The 18,710-nt window shown below is 70.6% G+C and carries 18 protein-coding genes and 1 rRNA gene; 6 read left to right on the plus strand and 13 right to left on the minus strand.

Annotation, left to right across the window (positions count from 1 at the left end):
- Positions 1-129: 129 nt before the first annotated feature.
- Positions 130-246 (plus strand): 5S ribosomal RNA (gene rrf, locus ACYVMZ_RS20535).
- 72 nt (positions 247-318) lie between these two features.
- Here rrf and ACYVMZ_RS20540 read toward each other — a convergent pair.
- The 4 genes from ACYVMZ_RS20540 to ACYVMZ_RS20555 are packed head-to-tail and all read right to left on the minus strand — an operon-like array spanning position 319 to position 3,980.
- A complete protein-coding gene (locus ACYVMZ_RS20540; protein WP_461081692.1) occupies positions 319-996 on the minus strand; it encodes a response regulator in 678 nt (225 codons plus the stop codon).
- Complete coding sequence (locus tag ACYVMZ_RS20545) at positions 993-2,279, minus strand: sensor histidine kinase (protein WP_461081694.1); 1,287 nt, start codon at positions 2,277-2,279, stop codon at positions 993-995. Before ACYVMZ_RS20545 ends, ACYVMZ_RS20540 begins: the two co-directional genes overlap by 4 nt.
- Before the next feature lie 4 nt (positions 2,280-2,283).
- Positions 2,284-3,063 (minus strand): ABC transporter permease, encoded by a 780-nt coding sequence (locus tag ACYVMZ_RS20550; protein WP_461081696.1) that lies wholly within the window; start codon positions 3,061-3,063, stop codon positions 2,284-2,286.
- The gene (locus ACYVMZ_RS20555) at positions 3,060-3,980 is read right to left on the minus strand and encodes an ABC transporter ATP-binding protein (protein ID WP_461081698.1); all 921 of its coding nucleotides are present in this window, start codon (positions 3,978-3,980) and stop codon (positions 3,060-3,062) included. The genes ACYVMZ_RS20550 and ACYVMZ_RS20555 overlap by 4 nt, the downstream gene beginning before the upstream one ends.
- Positions 3,981-4,074: 94 nt before the next feature.
- Here ACYVMZ_RS20555 and ACYVMZ_RS20560 point away from each other — a divergent pair, with 94 nt between their 5' ends.
- Positions 4,075-4,635: a GNAT family N-acetyltransferase gene (locus ACYVMZ_RS20560; RefSeq protein ID WP_461081700.1), complete on the plus strand. Its 561-nt coding sequence runs from the start codon at positions 4,075-4,077 to the stop codon at positions 4,633-4,635.
- Positions 4,636-4,641: 6 nt separating this feature from the next.
- Here the strand turns inward: ACYVMZ_RS20560 and ACYVMZ_RS20565 are convergent, their stop codons facing one another.
- From ACYVMZ_RS20565 to ACYVMZ_RS20600, 8 genes are all read right to left on the minus strand, one after another.
- On the minus strand, positions 4,642-6,144 hold the full coding sequence (locus ACYVMZ_RS20565) for a type IV secretory system conjugative DNA transfer family protein (protein WP_461081702.1): 1,503 nt from the start codon (positions 6,142-6,144) through the stop codon (positions 4,642-4,644).
- A 9-nt stretch (positions 6,145-6,153) separates the two neighbouring features.
- Positions 6,154-7,602, minus strand: coding sequence for an ATP-binding protein (locus ACYVMZ_RS20570; protein ID WP_461081704.1), 1,449 nt, complete (start codon positions 7,600-7,602; stop codon positions 6,154-6,156).
- 13 nt (positions 7,603-7,615) lie between these two features.
- A complete protein-coding gene (locus ACYVMZ_RS20575; protein WP_461081706.1) occupies positions 7,616-9,172 on the minus strand; it encodes an SCO6880 family protein in 1,557 nt (518 codons plus the stop codon).
- Complete coding sequence (locus ACYVMZ_RS20580) at positions 9,169-10,506, minus strand: hypothetical protein (RefSeq protein ID WP_461081708.1); 1,338 nt, start codon at positions 10,504-10,506, stop codon at positions 9,169-9,171. The genes ACYVMZ_RS20575 and ACYVMZ_RS20580 overlap by 4 nt, the downstream gene beginning before the upstream one ends.
- Positions 10,496-11,323, minus strand: coding sequence for a hypothetical protein (locus ACYVMZ_RS20585; protein ID WP_461081710.1), 828 nt, complete (start codon positions 11,321-11,323; stop codon positions 10,496-10,498). The genes ACYVMZ_RS20580 and ACYVMZ_RS20585 overlap by 11 nt, the downstream gene beginning before the upstream one ends.
- Positions 11,320-11,442 (minus strand): hypothetical protein, encoded by a 123-nt coding sequence (locus tag ACYVMZ_RS20590; RefSeq protein WP_461081712.1) that lies wholly within the window; start codon positions 11,440-11,442, stop codon positions 11,320-11,322. Before ACYVMZ_RS20590 ends, ACYVMZ_RS20585 begins: the two co-directional genes overlap by 4 nt.
- Positions 11,443-11,533: 91 nt before the next feature.
- Complete coding sequence (locus tag ACYVMZ_RS20595; RefSeq protein WP_004000049.1) at positions 11,534-11,842, minus strand: hypothetical protein; 309 nt, start codon at positions 11,840-11,842, stop codon at positions 11,534-11,536.
- Positions 11,843-12,212: 370 nt separating this feature from the next.
- Positions 12,213-12,815 carry a TetR/AcrR family transcriptional regulator gene (locus tag ACYVMZ_RS20600; protein ID WP_461081714.1) on the minus strand — a complete coding sequence of 201 codons (603 nt, stop codon included), beginning with the start codon at positions 12,813-12,815 and terminating at the stop codon, positions 12,213-12,215.
- 71 nt (positions 12,816-12,886) lie between these two features.
- Here ACYVMZ_RS20600 and ACYVMZ_RS20605 point away from each other — a divergent pair, with 71 nt between their 5' ends.
- From ACYVMZ_RS20605 to ACYVMZ_RS20620, 4 genes are all read left to right on the plus strand, one after another.
- Entirely contained in the window at positions 12,887-13,810 is a 924-nt protein-coding gene (locus ACYVMZ_RS20605) for an oxidoreductase (protein ID WP_461081716.1), read from the plus strand.
- Between the two features lie 139 nt (positions 13,811-13,949).
- On the plus strand, positions 13,950-14,717 hold the full coding sequence (locus tag ACYVMZ_RS20610; RefSeq protein ID WP_461081718.1) for a trypsin-like serine peptidase: 768 nt from the start codon (positions 13,950-13,952) through the stop codon (positions 14,715-14,717).
- A 107-nt stretch (positions 14,718-14,824) separates the two neighbouring features.
- Positions 14,825-15,832 (plus strand): C40 family peptidase, encoded by a 1,008-nt coding sequence (locus tag ACYVMZ_RS20615; RefSeq protein WP_461081720.1) that lies wholly within the window; start codon positions 14,825-14,827, stop codon positions 15,830-15,832.
- A 255-nt stretch (positions 15,833-16,087) separates the two neighbouring features.
- Positions 16,088-16,795: a phosphatase PAP2 family protein gene (locus ACYVMZ_RS20620; protein WP_461081722.1), complete on the plus strand. Its 708-nt coding sequence runs from the start codon at positions 16,088-16,090 to the stop codon at positions 16,793-16,795.
- An 88-nt stretch (positions 16,796-16,883) separates the two neighbouring features.
- Here the strand turns inward: ACYVMZ_RS20620 and ACYVMZ_RS20625 are convergent, their stop codons facing one another.
- Positions 16,884-18,434 carry an FAD-dependent oxidoreductase gene (locus ACYVMZ_RS20625; RefSeq protein ID WP_461081724.1) on the minus strand — a complete coding sequence of 517 codons (1,551 nt, stop codon included), beginning with the start codon at positions 18,432-18,434 and terminating at the stop codon, positions 16,884-16,886.
- Positions 18,435-18,710: the final 276 nt, after the last annotated feature.

An 18,710-nucleotide genomic window follows, 5' to 3' on the forward strand; every position in this document is an offset into this window, starting at 1 on the left:
GGTGTGGAGTTGACCGGTACTAATAGGCCGAGGGCTTGTCCATAGATGCTCGCGTCCACTGTGTTGGTTCTGAAACCACGAACAACCCCATGCCTGGCGGCGTGGTGCCGGTTGTCAGTTTCATAGTGTTTCGGTGGTCATAGCGTGAGGGAAACGCCCGGTTACATTCCGAACCCGGAAGCTAAGCCTTACAGCGGCGATGGTACTGCAGGGGGGACCCTGTGGGAGAGTAGGACGCCGCCGAACAATTCTTGAAAAAGGCCCCCGCCGCAAGGCGTGGGCCTTTTTGTTTTTCCCGGCTTTTTCTCTCCTTGTTTTTCACGACGGCTGCACCAGTCTCGTGTCGTACGCCAGGATCACCGCCTGGATCCGGTCCCGTGAACCGGTCTTCGCGAGGATGCGGCCGACGTGGGTTTTCACTGTGGACTCGGCCAGGTGGAGGCGGGTGGATATCTCGGTGTTGGTCCAGCCCTTGCCGATGACCGTGAGGATCTCGCGTTCGCGTTCCGTGAGGGATGCCAGGCGTGGGTCCTCCGGTGCTGGGGTTTCCGCCGAGGTGGTTCCGGTCGTCGGCAGGTGGTGGGCGTATGCGTCGAGGAGGCGGCGGGTCAGGCCGGGGGCCACGACCGCGTCTCCGGAGGCGACGGCTCGTACGCCTGACAGGAGTTCTTCCGGCTGGGCGTCCTTGACCAGGAAGCCGGACGCGCCTGCGCGGAGGCCGGCGTAGGCGTACTCGTCCAGGTCGAAGGTGGTGAGGATCAGGACGCGGGTGCGGGCGCCGGCGGCGACGATGCGGCGGGTGGCCTCGATGCCGTCCAGGCCGGGCATGCGGACGTCCATGAGGACCACGTCGGGGTGCGTTTCCGCCGTCATGCGGACCGCCTCGCTGCCGTTGGCCGCTTCGCCGAGCACCGTCATGTCGTCCTGGCTCTCCAGGAGCATCCGGAAGCCGAAGCGCTGGAGGGGCTGATCGTCGGCGATGAGGACCGTGGTCACTGCGGGGTTTCCTCCGGGAGGTGGGCATGGACGCGCCAGCCCCGTTCCGGATGCGGGCGGGGGCCGGCCTCAAGTGTGCCTCCGTACAAGGCGGTTCGCTCGCGCATTCCGGGAAGGCCGCGGCCGCCGCCGGCGTCGGGGGATCGGCTGCCGTGGCCCGTGTCGGTGACGGTGACGGTGACGGCGCCCTTGTCTTCGTAGGAGAGCTCGATCTCCGCGGTGGCGTCGGGGCCGCCGTGTTTGAGGGTGTTGGTGAGGGCTTCCTGGATGACGCGGTACACGGTGAGCTGGCGGCCCGGGGGGAGCGTGGGGCTGCCGTGGACGGTGGTGCGGACCGGGAGGCCGGCGGCGCGTACGCCGTCGATGAGGTGGTCGAGGTCGGTGAGGGTGGGCTGGGGGGTCAGTTCGGCGGTGTCCTCGTTCTTGTCCTCTTCGCGTAGGACGTCGAGCAGGCGGCGCAGTTCCCCCAAGGCCTGGCGGCTGGTGGTGCCGATGGCGTGGAGGGCCTCGGCGGCGCGTTCGGGAGACTTGGCGGCGGCGTACTTGCCGCCGTCGGCGAGGCCGGTGATGACGGAGAGGTTGTGGCCGATGATGTCGTGCATCTCGCGGGCGATGCGGGCGCGTTCGGCGGCGGCGGACAGGCGGGCCTGCTGGTCGCGTTCGATCTCCAGGCGACGGGCGCGGTCCTCCAGGGCTTCCGTGCAGTTGCGGCGGGTGCGGACCGTGATGCCGATGAGGGCCGCCACGGCGATCGACGTCAGATGGGAGCCGACCTGCTGGTGCCAGTCGCCCTCGCCGTGGCGGAACGCCGTGACCAGCACCGGGGCGGTCACCAGCGGCGTCACCCACCACAGGATGCGCAGGGGCAGGCGCACGGCGATGTGGTAGACGAGGACCAGCTGGAGCAGGGCCGCCTGGAGGACGGCGCCCGTCCAGGCGTTGACGAAGGCGACCGGGGCGATGGCGAGGAGGGCGGCCCTGGGGTGGCTGCGCCGCCAGAGCAGCGGGACGGAGAAGCCGAGGCTCATGGCGAGGACGAGCCAGCCGGGGACGTCGACGTTGTGGGCGTTGTTGCGCCAGCCGCCGCTGTAGTCGATGAGGGCGGCCGTCACCCAGAAGCCGGTGAAGTGCAGATCCCACAGCAGCGGGTGGCGCCGGTCGAAGGCGCGCACCCGCTGGTTGAGGCGCTGGACGTACTCGGTGAGGGGTTCGGCCGCCCGTTCTTCCGTCACGGGCTCCATGGTGGAGCGTGCCTCGGTCGTGCGGAACACGGTGGGCGTCATGCGGTCATACGTCCCGTCGCTTCAGGGTGGTGGCGGCTGCCGCGAGCGTCGCCGCCGTCCACAGGGACATGGCGAGCAGTGCCGCGCCCGGTGAGGCCGTGCCCGGCATCGGCTCGGCGGTGGTCAGGGCCTCCAGGGCCTTGGACGGGAAGTAGCGGACGGCGTCGTCGGCGATGTCGTACGGGAGCATGGCCAGCACCTCCGGGAGGACCATGACCAGGCCGATGAACGCGCCGGTGGCCATGGGGACCGAACGGGCCAGGGCGCCGATGCCGAGGGCCAGGACGGTGAGCAGGGTCAGGCCGGCCGCGTTGCCGGCGAGGGCGCGCAGCACGCCCGGGTCGCCGAGGGAGGCGGACTGGTCGGTGCCGGAGAGGAAGGACTGGGCGAGGGGGAAGGTGAGCAGGTTCGTCCACAGACACAGGGGCAGGGTGATCGCGGCCAGGACGGCGGCCTTGGACCACAGGACGGGCAGGCGGCGCGGGACCGCGGTCATGGTGGCCTTGACCTGGCCCGTGGAGTACTCGCCGGCCGTGGCCAGGATGCCCAGCACGCCGAGGTTGACCTGGGCGAACTGGGTGCCGAGGAGGACGAAGACGACCGTGTCCAGCTGCCCTTCGCCGCTGCCGTCGTAGGCGGCGGCGAGGCCCAGGCCCATGGCGATTGTCAGGATGCTCGTCGCGACGAGGGTGATCCAGGTGGAGCGCAGGGTCCACAGTTTGTGCCATTCGGAGTGCAGGACCCGGGCCGGGGTCACGCGATAGACGACGGTCGCGGTGGTCATGCCGCGGCTCCTTCCAGGGTCGCGGCGTACTCCACCGCGTCGCGCGTGAGGTCCATGAAGGCCTCCTCCAGGGAGGCCGTGTCGGGGGTCAGTTCGAACAGGGGGATGCCGTGGGCGGCGGCCGTGCGGCCGATGTGTTCGGCGTCCGTGCCGCGGACCTCGAGGGTGCCAGGGGTGTCGCCGGTGATGTGGATGCCGGGGGCGGCGAGGAGGCGTGCGAGGTCGGCTGCCTGCGGGGTGACGACCTTGACCGTGCCGGCTCCGGAGTCCCGTACGAAGGCGTCGACCGTGGTGTCGGCCAGGAGGCGGCCGCGGCCGATGATGACCAGGTGGTCCGCGGTGAGGGCCATCTCGCTCATCAGGTGGGAGGAGACGAAGACGGTACGGCCCTCGGCGGCCAGGGACTTCAGCAGGTTGCGGATCCACAGGACGCCCTCCGGGTCGAGGCCGTTGACCGGCTCGTCGAGGATGACGGTGGCCGGGTCGCCCAGCAGGGCCGCGGCGATACCGAGGCGCTGGCCCATGCCGAGGGAGAAACCCTTGACCCGGCGGTGGGCCACGTCCGTGAGGCCGGTGAGGCCCAGGACGTGTTCGACCCGGGAGCGCGGGATGCCGTGGGTGAGGGCCAGGGCGCGCAGGTGGTGGTAGGCGGTGCGGCCCGGGTGGACCGAGCGGGCCTCCAGCAGGGCGCCGACCTCCGTCAGGGGCGCGGGATGGGCGGCGTACGAGCGTCCGCCCACGGTGGCGTGGCCGCGGGTGGGGGCGTCCAGGCCGAGGATCATCCGCATGGTCGTGGACTTGCCGGCGCCGTTGGGGCCGAGGAAGCCGGTGACGGTGCCCGGGCGGACCGTGAAGGACAGGTCGGTGACGACGGTCCGGTCGCCGTAGCGTTTGGTCAGTTCCTGTGCCGTAATCATGCTTCTATGCTCGTCCGCGCGGGGGCGGCGGGCGTCGGACCGGCGGTGGTATTCGGGGTGAGGGGCGTCGTACCCGGGTACTACGGTGGCCGGTATGAACTACCTGATCCGGTCCGTGCGTGCCGATGAGTGGCCCGCGGTGAAGGAGCTGCGGCTTGCGGCGCTGCGGGACCCGGTGGCGCACCTCGCCTTCGCGGAGACGTACGAGGAGCTGGCGGCCAAGCCGGACTCCTTCTGGCAGGAACGGACGGCGGGGGCCGCCGCAGGGGCGGACCGGGCGCAGCAGATCATCGCCGAGGGGCCGGACGGGCGGTGGGTGGGGACGCTGACCGTGCTGGTGGAGGAGCCGGGGACGACGGACTGGGCCGGGTTTCCGGTGGAGCGGAAGCAGGGGCACCTGGTCGGTGTGTACGTACGGCCCGAGGAGCGGGGGAGCGGGCTGACCGAGGTGCTGTTCGACGCGGCTCTGGAGTGGTCCTGGGCGCGGGGGGTGGAGCGGGTTCGGCTCATCGTGCACGAGGAGAACGGGCGGGCGCAGCGGTTCTACCGCAGGGTGGGGTTCGCGCCGAGCGGGGTGACCGTGCCGGTGGGGGACACGGGAGCGCGTGAGCTGGAGTTCGTTCTTGAGCGTGAGTTCGTCGTCGAGCGCGGCTGAGGGCGGTCAGACCGGCAGTTCGGTGTCCGGCCAGCGTGCGCGGCCCTGTTCGCGGGACCGGAGCAGGGCCAGGGTCGGCATGCCCCGGTCCGCTCCGGTGGCCAGCAGCTCCGGCAGCTGGGGCAGGGGAGCCACGGCCGCGACGTCGTCCAGGACGAGCGTCAGTGGTGGGTCGAGCCGACCGGAGGATGACCGTGCGGCCATGCGCCGGCCGTGCTCGACCACGCTGGAGACGAGGGCCGTCAGGAGGGGCATCGCGCCCGGGTTGGTCCTGGGGTCCTCGATGGATTCACCGACCACATAAAGCGTGCCCCCTTCGTGGACGAAGGAATCCAGGGCGAGGGCATCACTTCGGTTGGGAGTGCAGGCTTCTCGGACGTTGATCGTGAAGAGGGCCGACAGGGCGCGGGTGGTCAGCTGCTGGGCCATGTCCCGGCGTTCGGGGTGCGCGGTGAGGGCGGCTTCGAGTTCGCCGGCGGCGCCGGGGGCGGCTTTGGGGTTCGTACGCAGGGTGCGCACGGCGTCCTGGATCTGGGTGCCCTGGGACCAGCGGTGGACGTGGCGGATGGTGCGGCCGTCTATGGCGGCGGCGTGCAGGTAGCTGCGCAGGAGGAGTTCCGCGGTGTCGCTGACCGCCTGGTCGAGTTTGGCGGTCGGGCGTACGGGGGTGAGGAGCGCGGCCGCTCGTTGTGTCGCTGTCTGTTTGTCCTCGCATCCGGCCGTGGGGGACCAGTGGAGGCGGGACGGTGTGTCGCAGAGGTGGGTGGGGTCGTAGAGGAGGACGGGGCCGAGTTTGGCGCGGGCGTCCTTGGTGTCCTGCCAGAGGGTGGGGTTCGAGGTGACGACGAGGGTGGGGCCTTCCGCGTCGTGTACCGCTTGGGTTGCGGTGGTTCGGCGGCCTTCCCTTGGGGCTACGAGGATCCTTTCCCAGCCGCTCATCCGTTCCTGGCCGAACCGGGAAACCGGGGGGTGAGGGGCGGGTCGCACCGGCTCCGGCGGTGCTGTGGGCGGTGACGGGTACGTCAGCTCCGGGGCTGTTCGCGGGGTCGGCACCTCATGCTGGACCGGTACCGGATCCTGTGCCGGATCCGGTACCGGTGCCGCGGCCGGCCGTTCCAGCGCTGCCGCCCTCTCCGCCCGGCGCTTCAAGCGACCCGCCCTCCAGCGTGCCACCGTCCCCATCACGAACACCGTCAGGACGACCAGCACCATCAGCTGGCCGATGAACAGGCCCCAGAACAGGCCGTAGCCGGAGAGCTGGGCCGGTGGGGTGCCCGGCCAGGCGCCCGTGATGTCGTGCGGCTGGGCGATGAGGTGGCGCATGGCCAGGGGGGTGCGGGTGAAGGTGACGCCCTGGGGCCAGGAGCCGTGGGCGAAGCGGGCGGCCAGGCCCGTGGCCGTCCACACCAGCAGGGTCATGCCGAGGAGGAACGCGAGGATGCCGATCAGCAGGCCGTCGGGGATGCCGCCCTGGCCGGCCCGGTGGTCGCGGCGGTCGTCCGGTCTCACGCTGTCCCCCTACGCCACCGTCGATTCGGAGCCGCCAAGGCGCTGTTGTTCCAGGTGTTGATCCCCATGCGGGTCCATGTGCTGCTCCATGAAGGCCGCCGCCCGCTCCTCCGCCTCCAGCTCGGCGGCGCGCAGGGCGTCGTCCGCGAGGTCGGCGGAGGACTCGGTCATCGCGCGGTCGGTGAAGACCAGCGGGCGTTCCGTCTCCGTGACCAGGTGTTTGACGACCTGGACGTTGCCGTTGACGTCCCAGACGGCGATGCCGGGGGTCAGGGTCGGGATGATCTCCACGGCCCAGCGCGGCAGGCCCAGTACGCGGCCCGTCGCCCGTGCCTCGTCGGCCTTCTGGGCGTAGATGGTCCTGGTCGAGGCCATCTTCAGGATCGCCGCCGCCTCCTTCGCCGCCGCCCCGTCGACGACGTCCGACAGGTGGTGGACCACCGCCACGAACGACAGACCGAGCCGCCGCCCGAACTTCAGCAGCCGCTGGAACAGCTGCGCCACGAACGGGCTGTTGATGATGTGCCAGGCCTCCTCGACCAGGAAGATGCGCTTCTTGCGGTCGGGGCGGATCCACGTGTGCTCCAGCCACACGCCGACGATCGCCATGAGGATGGGCATGGCGATGGAGTTGCGGTCGATGTGGGACAGGTCGAAGACGATCAGCGGGGCGTCCAGGTCGATGCCGACGGTGGTCGGGCCGTCGAACATGCCGCGCAGGTCACCGTCGACCAGCCGGTCCAGGACCAGCGCGACGTCCAGGCCCCACGCCCGTACGTCGTCTATGTCGACGTTCATCGCCTCGGCCGACTCCGGCTCGGGGTGCCGTAGCTGCTCGACGATGTCGGAGAGCACGGGCTGGCGGTCGACGATGGTCTCGTTGACGTAGGCGTGCGCGACCTTGAGGGCGAAGCCGGAGCGTTCGTCCAGGCCGTGGCCCATGGCGACCTCGATGATCGTCCGGAGCAGGGCGAGCTGGCCGGTCGTCGTGATCGCCGGGTCGAGGGGGTTGAGGCGGATGCCGTGGTCCAGGGCGGCCATCGGGTCCAGGCGGATGGGAGTTATCCCCAGCTCCTGCGCGATGAGGTTCCACTCGCCGACCCCGTCCTCGCCCTGCGCGTCCAGGACGACGACCTGGCGGTCGCGGAAGCGGAGCTGGCGCAGGACGTACGTCTTCTCCAGTGCCGACTTGCCGTTGCCGGACTCGCCGAGGACCAGCCAGTGCGGGGCGGGGAGCTGCTGGCCGTACAGCTGGAAGGGGTCGTAGATGTAGCCCTTCCCGGAGTACACCTCGCGGCCGATGATGACGCCGGAGTCGCCGAGGCCGGGCGCGGCGGTCGGCAGGTAGACCGCCTGGGCCTGGCCCGTCGACGTGCGCACCGGCAGCCGGGTCGTCTCGACCTTCCCGAACAGGAAGGACGTGAAGGCGTCGGTGACGACGGACAGCGGGTCCCGCATCAGCGCTCAACCCCTACCTTCGGATTCCGGTGGCGAACGGCAGTGTGTTCACGAAGGCGCGGTGGTGCTCGCGGTCGCACCACTCCAGCTTCAGGTACGACTTTCCGGCCGAGGCCCTTATGGTCCGCTTGTCGCGGGCCAGGGCCTCGGGGGAGCGGGAGGAGACGGTGATGTAGCCGACCAGGTTGACGCCCGCCGCGCCGCTCGCGAGGTCTTCGCCGCGCTGGTCGAGACGGTTGTGCGCGGCGATGTCGCGGGGGTCGACGGTGCGGTTCATCTTGGCGGCGCGGGAGGCCTCGGCCTCGTCGTTGGTCTTCTCGGTCAGCATGCGTTCGATGGCTACCTCGGTGGGCTCGAGATCCATCGTCACGGCGACCGTTCGGATGACGTCCGGAGTGTGGACGAGCAACGGCGCCAGGAAATTGACTCCCACCGGGGTCATCGGCCACTCCTTGACCCAGGCGGTGGCGTGGCACCAGGGGGCGCGGGTGGAGGACTCGCGGGTCTTGGCCTGGAGGTAGGTGGGCTCCGTGGCGTCCAGCTCGGCCGGCCAGGCATTACGTTTCGTCATCGCCTGGATGTGGTCGATGGGGTGGTCCGGGTCGTACATGGAGTGGATCAGCGAGGCCAGCCGTCCCTGACCGAGCGGCTGGCGTACGCGGATGTCGGCCTCCTGCAGCCGGGAGCAGATGTCGGTCAGCTCACGGGCCATGACGACCGCGAGACCGGCGTCCCGGTCGACCTTGGCGCCGTGCGCCCGGGCCGCCCGGGCCATGGCGTGGGCCTCGGCGGCGAGCTCGCGCGTGTAGTGCATGCAGGCGACGAGATAGGCGCGGTGCTGCTCGCTGCTGGTGGACACCATCGACAGCAGCTGGTCGTACGACTCCTGGAGCCACCCGGGCGAGCGCTCGTCGCCGCGGACGGCGACGTCCTTGGCGTGGGCGTCCGGGTCGGCGGGGAGGGTACGGGCCAGCATCTGGAGCCGGGTCACGAAACCGTCGCCGTTCGCGACATGCTTCAGCAGGGTGCCGAAGCGGTCGACGAGGGCCTCCTGGTCCTCGGAGTCGCGCAGGCCGACGCCGGGGCCCTCGATCTCGATGGCCGCGGTGACGGTCTTGCGGTCGGCGTGCAGCAGGACGGCGATCTCGTCCGGGCCGAAGGGGGCCGACAGCCAGGTGATGCGTCCGATGCCGGGCGGGGGACCGACCTCGATCTCCCGGCCGTCGAGCCGGGTGCCGGCCTCCATCACACCGGAGCGGTAGGTGGCGCCCTGCTTCAGGGTCCGCTTGTAGCTGCGGTTGATCTCGAACCACTTGTAGAACGTGCGGTGCTTGTACGGCACGTACACCGCGGCCAGCGCCACCAGCGGAAAGCCCATCAGCAGCACGATGCGCAGGGACAGGACGGGGACGAGGAGCCCGCACATCATGCCGAGGAACGCGCCGCCGATGATCAGTGCGATCTCGCCGGTCTCGCGGTTGCGGCCGATGATCGCGTTCGGCCGGGCGCGGCCGATCAGATATGTACGGCGGGGCGTGACCGGATGGGACACGTGGGACTCGGTCGTCAACGCCCTTCACCTCCCGTGCGGTTGGTACTGCTGTTGCGGGTGTTGCTGGCGTGCGGAGTGTTCACCGGGCTGCCCGAGCGGGGTGCGGGTGCGGCGGAGGGGACTGATCCGCCGCCGTTCGAGGTGCGCGAGCTGTGCGCGGCGACTCCGCCGGAGGCGGGGTTGGCCTGGCGGGGGGCGGAGGACTGGCCGCCTCCGCCGTTGTGGTCGGCGCGGGAGCTGTGGGTCTTGATGCCCTGGGCGACCAGGGTCGCCGGGGAGCTGATGACGGCGGCGGCCTTGCTCTCGGCGCCCTGCATGATGCGGTTGCTGCGGGAGCCTGCGATCTCGTCGCCGAAGCCGGGGACGAAGCGGTAGATCATCGCGCTCGCGAAGATGGCGAGCAGGATGATGGCGAGGCCGGAGACGACGGCGGAGAAGGCGTCCGGGCCGTCTTCGGCGGAGAGTGCGCCGGCCAGGCCGAGGACGATGACGATGACGGGCTTGACCAGGATGACGGCGATCATGATGCCCGCCCAGCGGCGGACGTGCCCCCACAGGTTCTTGTCGACCAGGCCCGCGTAGACGACGGTGCCGAGCAGGGCGCCGACGTACAGCAGGGCGGCGCGGATGACCAGCTCCAGCCACAGGACGCCGGCGGCGAGGATGCTGACCAGGGACACGACGATCAGCATGATCGGGCCGCCGCCGATGTCCTCGCCCTTTTCCAGGGCGGCGGCGAAGTTGCCGAAGAAGGTGTCCGTCTGGTCGCCGGTGGCTTTGGCCAGGACCTCGGCGATGCCGTCGGTGGCGGATACGACGGTGTAGAGGATCAGCGGGGTGAAGGCGGAGGCCAGGACGGTGAGCCAGAGGAACCCGATGGCTTCGGACAGCGCGGTGGTCAGGGGCACGCCGCGGACGGCTCGCTTGGCGACGGCCAGCAGCCAGAGCAGGAGTGTGAGGATGGTCGACGCGGCGAAGACCACGGCGTACTGCTGCAGGAACTTGGGGTTCGTGAAGTCGACTTTCGCGGTGTCCTGCACGGCCGCGCTGAGCTTTTCGATGGTCCAGGAGGCGGCTTTGGCGCAGCCCTTGGCGAGGGAGGAGAGGGGGTCGACTGTGACGCTGGGGTCGTAGGAGGTGCTGCCGCCGGTGCGGTTGGCTCCGCCGTTGTCGCGTTCGCAGTAGTCCTTGGCGGGGCCGTGGATCAGATCACAGGGGTCATTGCTCGCTGTGGGCGAAGGTGTGGGGGTGGGCGTCGGTGCTGCGAGGGCACGCGTGGCCGTGAGGACCGCTGCCGTTTGCAGCGCGGTGACAATGCCGACCACCTTGAGTACGCGGTGATTAGCGGGCATACGTGAACCCTCCGTACTCCTCGACGGCCTTTGCCATCTCGTCGGCGCTGGAGGCCCTTTCGTCGCCGGGCACGGGCGTGGGGCCATCCTTCTGAGAGTGCGTCACGATCTTCCAGTCGCCATCGGCCCACTGGAGCTTCATGGTGATGGTGAACCAGCTGTTCGTGACCGGGGTCGTGGAGTTCTCGCCTGCGAGGCCCAGGAGGCCGCTGCACCAGACCTCAACCGTCGCGCTGTCGGCGGATTCCTCGGTGACCTTGGTGCCGATCGGGCTCGTACGGGATACGAACGTGTAGCCCCGAGGTGTGGAGCCGTCCTCGTTCAGGCCTACGTTCTTGTTGAATTCGCTCGTGTACGCCTTGTCCAGCGTCGCTTCGAAGTCGGCGACCCGGGAAGGCACGATGATCGCCTGCAGAATGGCGTCACGCTTGGCCTTGTAGAACATCTCAGCCGAGCCCAGTGCGACGGCATAGTTCGCCGCCGCACTCTCCGCCCCCTGCCGATCCCGCGCGAAGCCCGACGGGATTCCGCCCGTCTTCGACTGCACCGGACGTTGCCCGGAGGGTGCTGTCACCGCTGCCTGCGGCTGGTCGCTGGCGCCGTCGTCCGAAGAGGAATCGTCTCCTCCACGGTTCGCGAAGGCGATCGCGGCGATGAGGAGGACCACCACGCCGACCACCGTCACGAGGCTGCGGGAGGACGACCGGCCGCGTCGGGCGCCGCCGTACGGGTCGCCGCCGCCGTCGGGCAGCCGCGTGCGGGTCTGACCGGTGCCGCCGAAGCCGCCGGAGGGCTCCTGTCCGTCCCCGAAACTCATGCCGCGTACGCCCCCTCGACGTCGTGCGGATACTCCTCGTGTCGGTCGTACTCCTCGTACTCCTCGTACGACGGTAGCCGTGCTGGTTCCCGCGCGGACGCGGTGTGGTGACTCGACATCAGGGAAACGCAACCTCAGCCGGTGGGCACGACGGGCGGGTGGGGTGGAGGGGGGCCGGGCGTGCCCGGACGGGAGCGATGAGGGCCCGGCCTACACGGCCATGCCGTACACGATGGTGAAGAGCGTGCCCAGCGAGCCGATGATGAAGACTCCCGTCAGACCCGCGATGATGAGGCCTTTGCCCTGTTCCGCGCTGAAGGTGTCCCGCAGGGCCGTGGCGCCGATGCGCTGCTTCGCGGCGCCCCAGATGGCGATGCCCAGGCAGATCAGGATGGCGACCGCCATCACCACCTCGATCATCACCTTGGCCTCGTTGCCCAGGCTGCCGAAGGGGCCCCAGTCCGGAGCGATCCCGCCGATGATGGTGTTGATGTCTCCCTTGTCGGCCGCAAAGAGCATGTAAGTCACCGCCCCTGTTGGGTAGTTCCGCATCCTCTGCGGTCGTGCAGAGGTCAGGCCTCATTCTCGCCGACAATGACGCTGTCGTATGTCGACTTGGCGTCATTGATTGGCGGGTTTCGTACGAATAGCTTGCCACCGGTCCACGCCGGCCCCTAAGGGGGGCGCAGGACGGTGTACGAAGAGTCGTATGGTCACTCTGTGTATCACGGCATGTTACGCCGGGCAACGAGGCCTGAGCGGAACCTGTGGTGTGGTTCTGTCGTTGAGGCTTTTTCAGACCTTTGGCACTTTCCGACGGTTGGTCGGGTGACGGGTCGTCACGATGTTCTCCGGGTGAAGGCTATCCCGTGCCCGGGCGGGCGAGTGCTCAGCGGGGCTTGAGGCCGTGGAGGAGGGTGCGGACCAGGTCCTCGATGGCGGTGAGGGCCTCCTCCGGGGCGAGCATGCCGGCGGCCGTGAAGGCGGCGAGGCCGTGCAGGCCGGCGCCTGTGACGAGGTTCAGCCGTTCGGGGTCGCCCTCGATGATCTCGCCGCGGCGCTGTGCGTCGGCCAGGACTCGGGAGAGGGGGCCGATCGCGCGGTCGACGGCGGCGGCCATCTGCTCGGAGGCGTCCGGGTCGTGCTTGCGGGCGTACATGAGCTCCAGCAACTCGGCGTTGTCGATCGCGAAGCGCAGGTAGGCCCGGGCGAGGGCGGTGAGGCGCGGTTCGAGCGGGAGCGCGGGGTCGTCGGCGGCGTTCAGGGCCTGGGCCAGGCGGTCGTATCCGCTCAGTGCCAGGGCGTTGAGCAGGGCCTGCTTGTCCTTGAAGTGGCGGCCGGGTGCGGCGTGGCTCACGCCGACCTCGCGGGCGAGTTCGCGCAGCGAGAGCGCGCCGGCCCCCTTTTCCCGCAGGGTGCGCTCGGCGCTGGTCAGCAGGGCGGAGCGCAGGTCTCCGTGGTGGTAGGGGCGGCTCTCGGGCATGGGCACCATCGTAGCCGGATGTTGATGGCGTCAGCATTGTTGTCATTGACAGCATTGTTGGCGGCGTCTACATTCGGTTCATGGCTGAGAAGAGCGATACGAAGCGGAACGCGAGCCGGCTTCCCGACCTCGCCGGGCGGACCGTCGTCGTCACCGGCGCCAACAGCGGCATCGGCCGCACGACCGCCGACGCCCTCGCCCGGGCCGGGGCGCACGTCGTCCTCGCCGTACGGGACGTGGAGCGGGGGCGGGCCGCTGCGGCGACCGTGCACGGCAGTACGGAGGTGCGCCGGCTGGACCTGGCCGACCTGTCCTCCGTACGGGAGTTCGCCGAGGACTGGCAGGGCCCGTTGCACGTGCTGATCAACAACGCGGGCGTGATGATGATCCCGAGGCAGCGGACCCGGGACGGCTTCGAGATGCAGTTCGGCACCAACCACCTGGGCCACTTCGCCCTGACGAACCTGCTGCTGCCGCACATCACCGACCGCGTCGTGACCGTGTCCTCGGGTGCCCACCGGTGGGGCGGCGTCACGATCGACTTCGACGACCTGGACCTGACGTCCGGGTACACCCCGCAGCGCGCGTACGCCCAGTCCAAGCTGGCGAACCTGCTGTTCACCCTGGAACTCCAGCGCCGCCTGACGGAGGCCGGCTCGTCCGTCCGCGCCCTTGCGGCCCACCCCGGCTACGCGGCCACGAACCTGCAGAGCCACGCGGCGAACCCTGTGCTGCGGGCGTTCATGCGGTTCGGCAACCGGGTCGTCGCGCAGGACGACAGGGCGGGCGCCCTGCCGACCCTCTACGCGGCGACGCAGGACCTGCCCGGTGCGAGCTACGTGGGGCCGGACGGCTTCGGGGAGATGCGGGGCAGGCCGACTCTGGTGGGGCGCACCCGGGCGGCCAGCGATCCGGCCGCGGCCCGGCGGCTGTGGCGGGTGTCGGAGGAACTGACGGGGGCGCGGTTTCCGTTGGCGGGGGTGGAGTCGGTGGGGCGGGGGTGAGCGAGCGGCAGGGGAAGGGGCGGGCCGCTGGGATGCAGGGCCGGAACGGCCGCCCGCCCGAGGGTGGTGAAGGGGTCGTCGTGGGCCGAGGCTCGGCACTTTGACGCTTCTCTCACCTTCGTGTTCCACAGTGGGCCCGATGAAGCGCACCCACCGCCTCCTCGGCACCCGATGGCCCGCGCTGATCGGCGCGCTGGTGCTGCTGGCCCTCACCACGGCCTCCGTCGCCGCGGCCGACGACGGGACCGGCCCCTTCGGAGTGACCGTCACGGCGGTGGCGACCGCGCGGAGCGCGCGGGTCGGGGCGCTGTTCCCCGCCGACCGGGGTGCCGGGCCGGCCGGCGGGCACTTCTGCACCGCCTCGGTGGTGCACGGGCCGTACCGGAACCTCATCGTCACCGCGGCGCACTGTCTGGACGGCACCGGGCAGCTCGTCTTCGTGCCCGGGTACCGCGACGGCCGGGCGCCGTACGGGGTGTGGAGGGTGAAGCGGCGGTTCCTGCCCGACGGGTGGGCCAAGGGGCAGGACGAGGACAGCGACGTGGCGTTCGCGGTCCTCGCCGGCCGGGACGGCAAGGGAGTCGAGGACGTCGTCGGCGCCGACCGGTTCACCGTCGGTACGGCGACGGGGGCGACGGCGGTGACCGTCACCGGGTATCCCGACTCCCGGGACACCCCCATCAGCTGCACCAACAAGCCGACCGCGCACAGTTCCACCCAGCAGCGCATCGAGTGCCCCGGCTTCACCGGCGGCACGAGCGGCAGCCCCTGGGTGAACGGTGACGGGCAGGTCGTCGGCGTTCTCGGCGGGCACGAGGAGGGCGGGACCACCGCGGACGTCTCCTACAGCGTGGTGCTCGGCGCGGAGGCGGCGGAGTTGTACCGGGACGCGGCGAGCGACCCGTGACCACCCGTCTGCTTCTGACGCCCCCTCTCCTGCCGTGTGATCATTCCGCGGCACGGCAAGCGCCCCTAGACTGACTCGGCGACGGACTCCTGGGCGGCGAGGGGCGGTTGACGGTGCGTAAGGCATGGATCGTGGCGACCGCGGTGACGGGTTCCGCGGTCGCCTTCGTGATGCTGCTCGTCGTGGGCGTCTACGTCGTCGCCGGAAACGTGGTCAACGGGGTGGGCGGTACGGCCAGGACGCTGGCCAAGGGGACCGTGCCCGCCGCGTACTCCGCCCTCGTGCAGAAGTGGGGCACCCTGTGTCCCGCCATCAACCCGGCGCTGCTCGCCGCCCAGCTCTACCAGGAGAGCGGATTCAACCCCAGGGCCCAGAGCCATGCGGCGGCGCAGGGGATAGCGCAGTTCATCCCCGGCACCTGGGCCACGCACGGCATCGACGGCGACGGCGACGGGGACCGGGACGTGTGGGACCCGAACGATGCGATCCCGTCGGCGGCCTCGTACGACTGCACACTCGCGTCGTACGTGAAGGACGTGCCCGGGAATCTGACCGAAAACATGCTGGCCTCCTACAACGCGGGGGCCTACGCGGTGATCAAGTACGGGGGTGTGCCGCCGTACAAGGAGACGCAGAACTACGTCAAGACGATCACGACGCTGGAGAAGAGCTTCGCCGCGCCCGTCGGCCGGGTCGACCCCTCCGAGCAGGCCGCCGGCGCCATCGCCTACGCGCAGAAGAAGCTCGGCACGCTCTACCTGTGGGGCGGCACCGGGACCCCTGAGCAGGGCGGACGCTTCGACTGCTCGGGTCTGACCCAGGCCGCGTACGCCAGTGTGGGGATCAAGCTGCCGCGCGTCGCCAACGACCAGTACAACGCGGGGCCGCACCCCAAGCGGGACGAACTGCTCCCCGGCGACCTGGTGTTCTTCTCGGACGACCTGACCAATCCACGGGCCATCCGGCATGTGGGGATTTATGTCGGCGGGGGGTACATGATCGACGCGCCCCGGACGGGGGCTGTCATTCGGTTCGACCCGATCGACACCCCCGACTACTTCGGGGCCACCCGGGTCACCGAAGATGGCGCGAAAGCACTGCCCACGACGGTGTGAACCGAGCGTGAAACCACCCCCTGAACTGCGGCGATGGGTCTCTCTTCGATAACGTCTGCGTGATCATTCGGTGGAGTGTGGAACGTATCAACGGAGACCGTGCGTTCCTGTTGGCGTAGCCGAGCAGACGTCAGTCGGCACGTGTCACGGGTGTGTGCACGTGTGCGACGGAAGCGGATCTACAAACCACGGGGGTGGCAGAAGCGGCGCACGCACGGGTGTGCCCGAACTACACGACGAAGGGGCCGCAGCACCATGGCTGGACTCGCCGCATCCGGGTCGAACCCCGACGTCGACCTGCTCTACGACATCAACGGCCTGGCCAAGGACGCGCCGCCGTGGTTCGACCGGATCATGGAGTACGTCGGGGAGTACGGGCTGCTGTTCGCCATGGTGCTGCTCGTGCTGTGGTGCTGGTGGTCCGTGCGGCGGCGCGGCGCCGAGGACGCGGCGTCCTCCGTCGCGGCGCTGGTGTGGGCCCCGCTCGCGGCCGGCGTCGCGGTGCTGGTGAACGTACCGATCCGGGGGTTCGTGGAGCGGCCCCGGCCCTTCCTCGACCACCAGGGGCTGGAGGTCCTCGTCTCCGGCAAGACCGACTATTCGTTCGTCAGCGATCACGCGACGATCACCATGGCCATGGGGGTCGGGCTGTTCGTCGCGAACCGGAAGTTCGGGCTCGTGGGGATCGGGCTGGGGCTGCTCGAGGGGTTCTGCCGGGTCTACATGGGCGTGCACTACCCGACGGACGTGGTGGGCGGGTTCGCGCTCGGTACGGCCGTGGCGCTGCTGCTGTCGCCGCTGGCGATGGCGTTGCTGACGCCGGTGACGAAGGCTGTCGAGCGGTCGCCCCGGGTGGGGTGGCTGATCAGGGGGCGGGGGAGAGGGTACGTCGGGCAGGACGCGGTGATTCCTGGGGCGCGGCGGGAGGCCTCCGGGGCGGAGGAGCGGGACCTTGCCGCGTAGGTGAGCGGCGTCGGTGCCGGCCGGGGGCGGGGTGCGCGACCCGGCGCTGCCCGCGGACTGCGGACTCGGCTGCCCGCAGCGGGGCGGCTCACAGCGCCTGGGGATACGTGAAGAAGCGGTTCGGGTCGTACTGGTTCTTCAGTTTGGTCAGGCGGGGGGCCGCATCGCCGTAGTACGCCGTGCGCCAGTTCGTCAGGGTCGGGTCCGTGTAGTTCTGGTAGGCCGCGCCCGAGGCGTGGGGGCGCATGGACTGGTGGGTCGAGGTCAGCCAGGACTGGGCCGTGGAGCCGGTGGTGCCCGCTCGCCAGGAGGCGATGTACTGGGCCAGCATGCGTGAGCGGCGGTGGACGAAGGCCGTGGCCGTCGGGGAGACGCGGTTGACCGCTCCGCCGAGGGCGGTGAGCTGGATGCTGCCCGCGCCGCCGCGGACCGAGCGGATCCCGGACAGCAGGGTGCGGATGCCCGCCGGTGACAGGGAGCGGTCGAAGAAGTCCGACCGGGCCGCGTACGTCTCGCGGCCGAGCGCGCCCTGCGGGGAGCGGCCCGGCGTCGAGCCCGGCAGGTGGCACTGGGCGTCCGTCGGGAAGGACGAGCAGCCGGCGTACACCTCCATCGACTCCTCGTACGAGCGGCGCTTCAGTGAGACGTGGCTCGCCGGGGCGCCGACGCGGTCGGCGAGCCGGTCCACCGCGTTCTGCAGTTCGCGGTGGGTGCCGAGGGAGAAGGCGGCGACGGAGACCGTGGGGGTGCCGCCCGCGGCGTTCGCCAGGTGCAGGGCCGACCAGATCTCGTCGGGCTGGGACGGGCCCCACTCCTGCCAGGCCTTCACGACCGCCGCGGCCTTCGACCAGGGCCAGGTGAGGTACGCCGACACGCCCTGCGGGGCCGGGTGGGTCTTGAAGTGGAGCTCTGTGACGACGCCGAAGTTGCCGTTGCCCGCGCCGCGCAGGGCCCAGAAGAGGTCCTTGTTCTCGCGCGTGTCGGCGGTCAGCTGCTTGCCGTCCGCCGTGATCAGGGTGGCCCGGGTGAGGCTGTCGCAGGTCAGGCCGTAGGCGCGGGAGACCACGCCGTGGCCGCCGCCGAGGGTGAGACCGGAGACGCCGACGGTCGGGCAGGAGCCGGCGGGGATCGTCACGCCCTTCGCGGTGAGGGCGCGGTAGACGTCGATCAGCTTGGCGCCGGCGCCGACGACGGCCGTGTCACCGCTCGCCCGGACCCGGTCGAGTTTCGAGACGTCGATGATCAGGCGGCCGTTGCCGGAGGACCAGCCGGCGTACGAGTGGCCGCCGTTGCGGATCGCCACGCGCAGGTCGTGGGCGCGGGCGTAGGTCAGCGCCGTGCGGATGTCGTCCGGGTGGGCGACGTACGCGACGGCGGCCGGTGTGAGGGTGTCGAAGCGGGTGTTGTAGAGCTGCCGGGCCGTCTTCCACTGGGCGTCGCCCGGGCGGATCAGGGGGCCGTCGAGGTCGCGGGCCAGGGCCGTCCAGTCGGCGGCGGCGGTGGCGCCGGTGGGGCGCAGGGAGGTGCGGGAGGTCGTGGCGGACCGCGTCCGGTCGGCCGGGCCGGCGCCCTCGCAGGCGGCCGTCGCCACTGCCGCGAGCGCGGCCGCGCCGCCCCCGATGAACGTACGCCGGTCCATGTGTGCCTCCCGTGGGTGGTTCCGTGGAACGAGACGGGTCCCGTGGGGCGCGGGTTCCAAAGACGCCCGGAACCGTTCGGCAGGATGACTGGAGCCGCCGTCGCGCAGGGCTCCTGTACCGTTCCTCGGGGTCCACAGGGCGCCCGGATCCGTTCCGCAGGGCCCCCTGGGGGCTCCGGATCCGTTCCGCGGGGCGTCCCTGCCCTCCGTATCGTGCGGCCTTCTCCCGGTCCCTCGGTCTCCCACCCGGGGCTGGAACCTTCACGTGCTCTCCCC

The organism is Streptomyces deserti, from assembly GCF_054782695.1.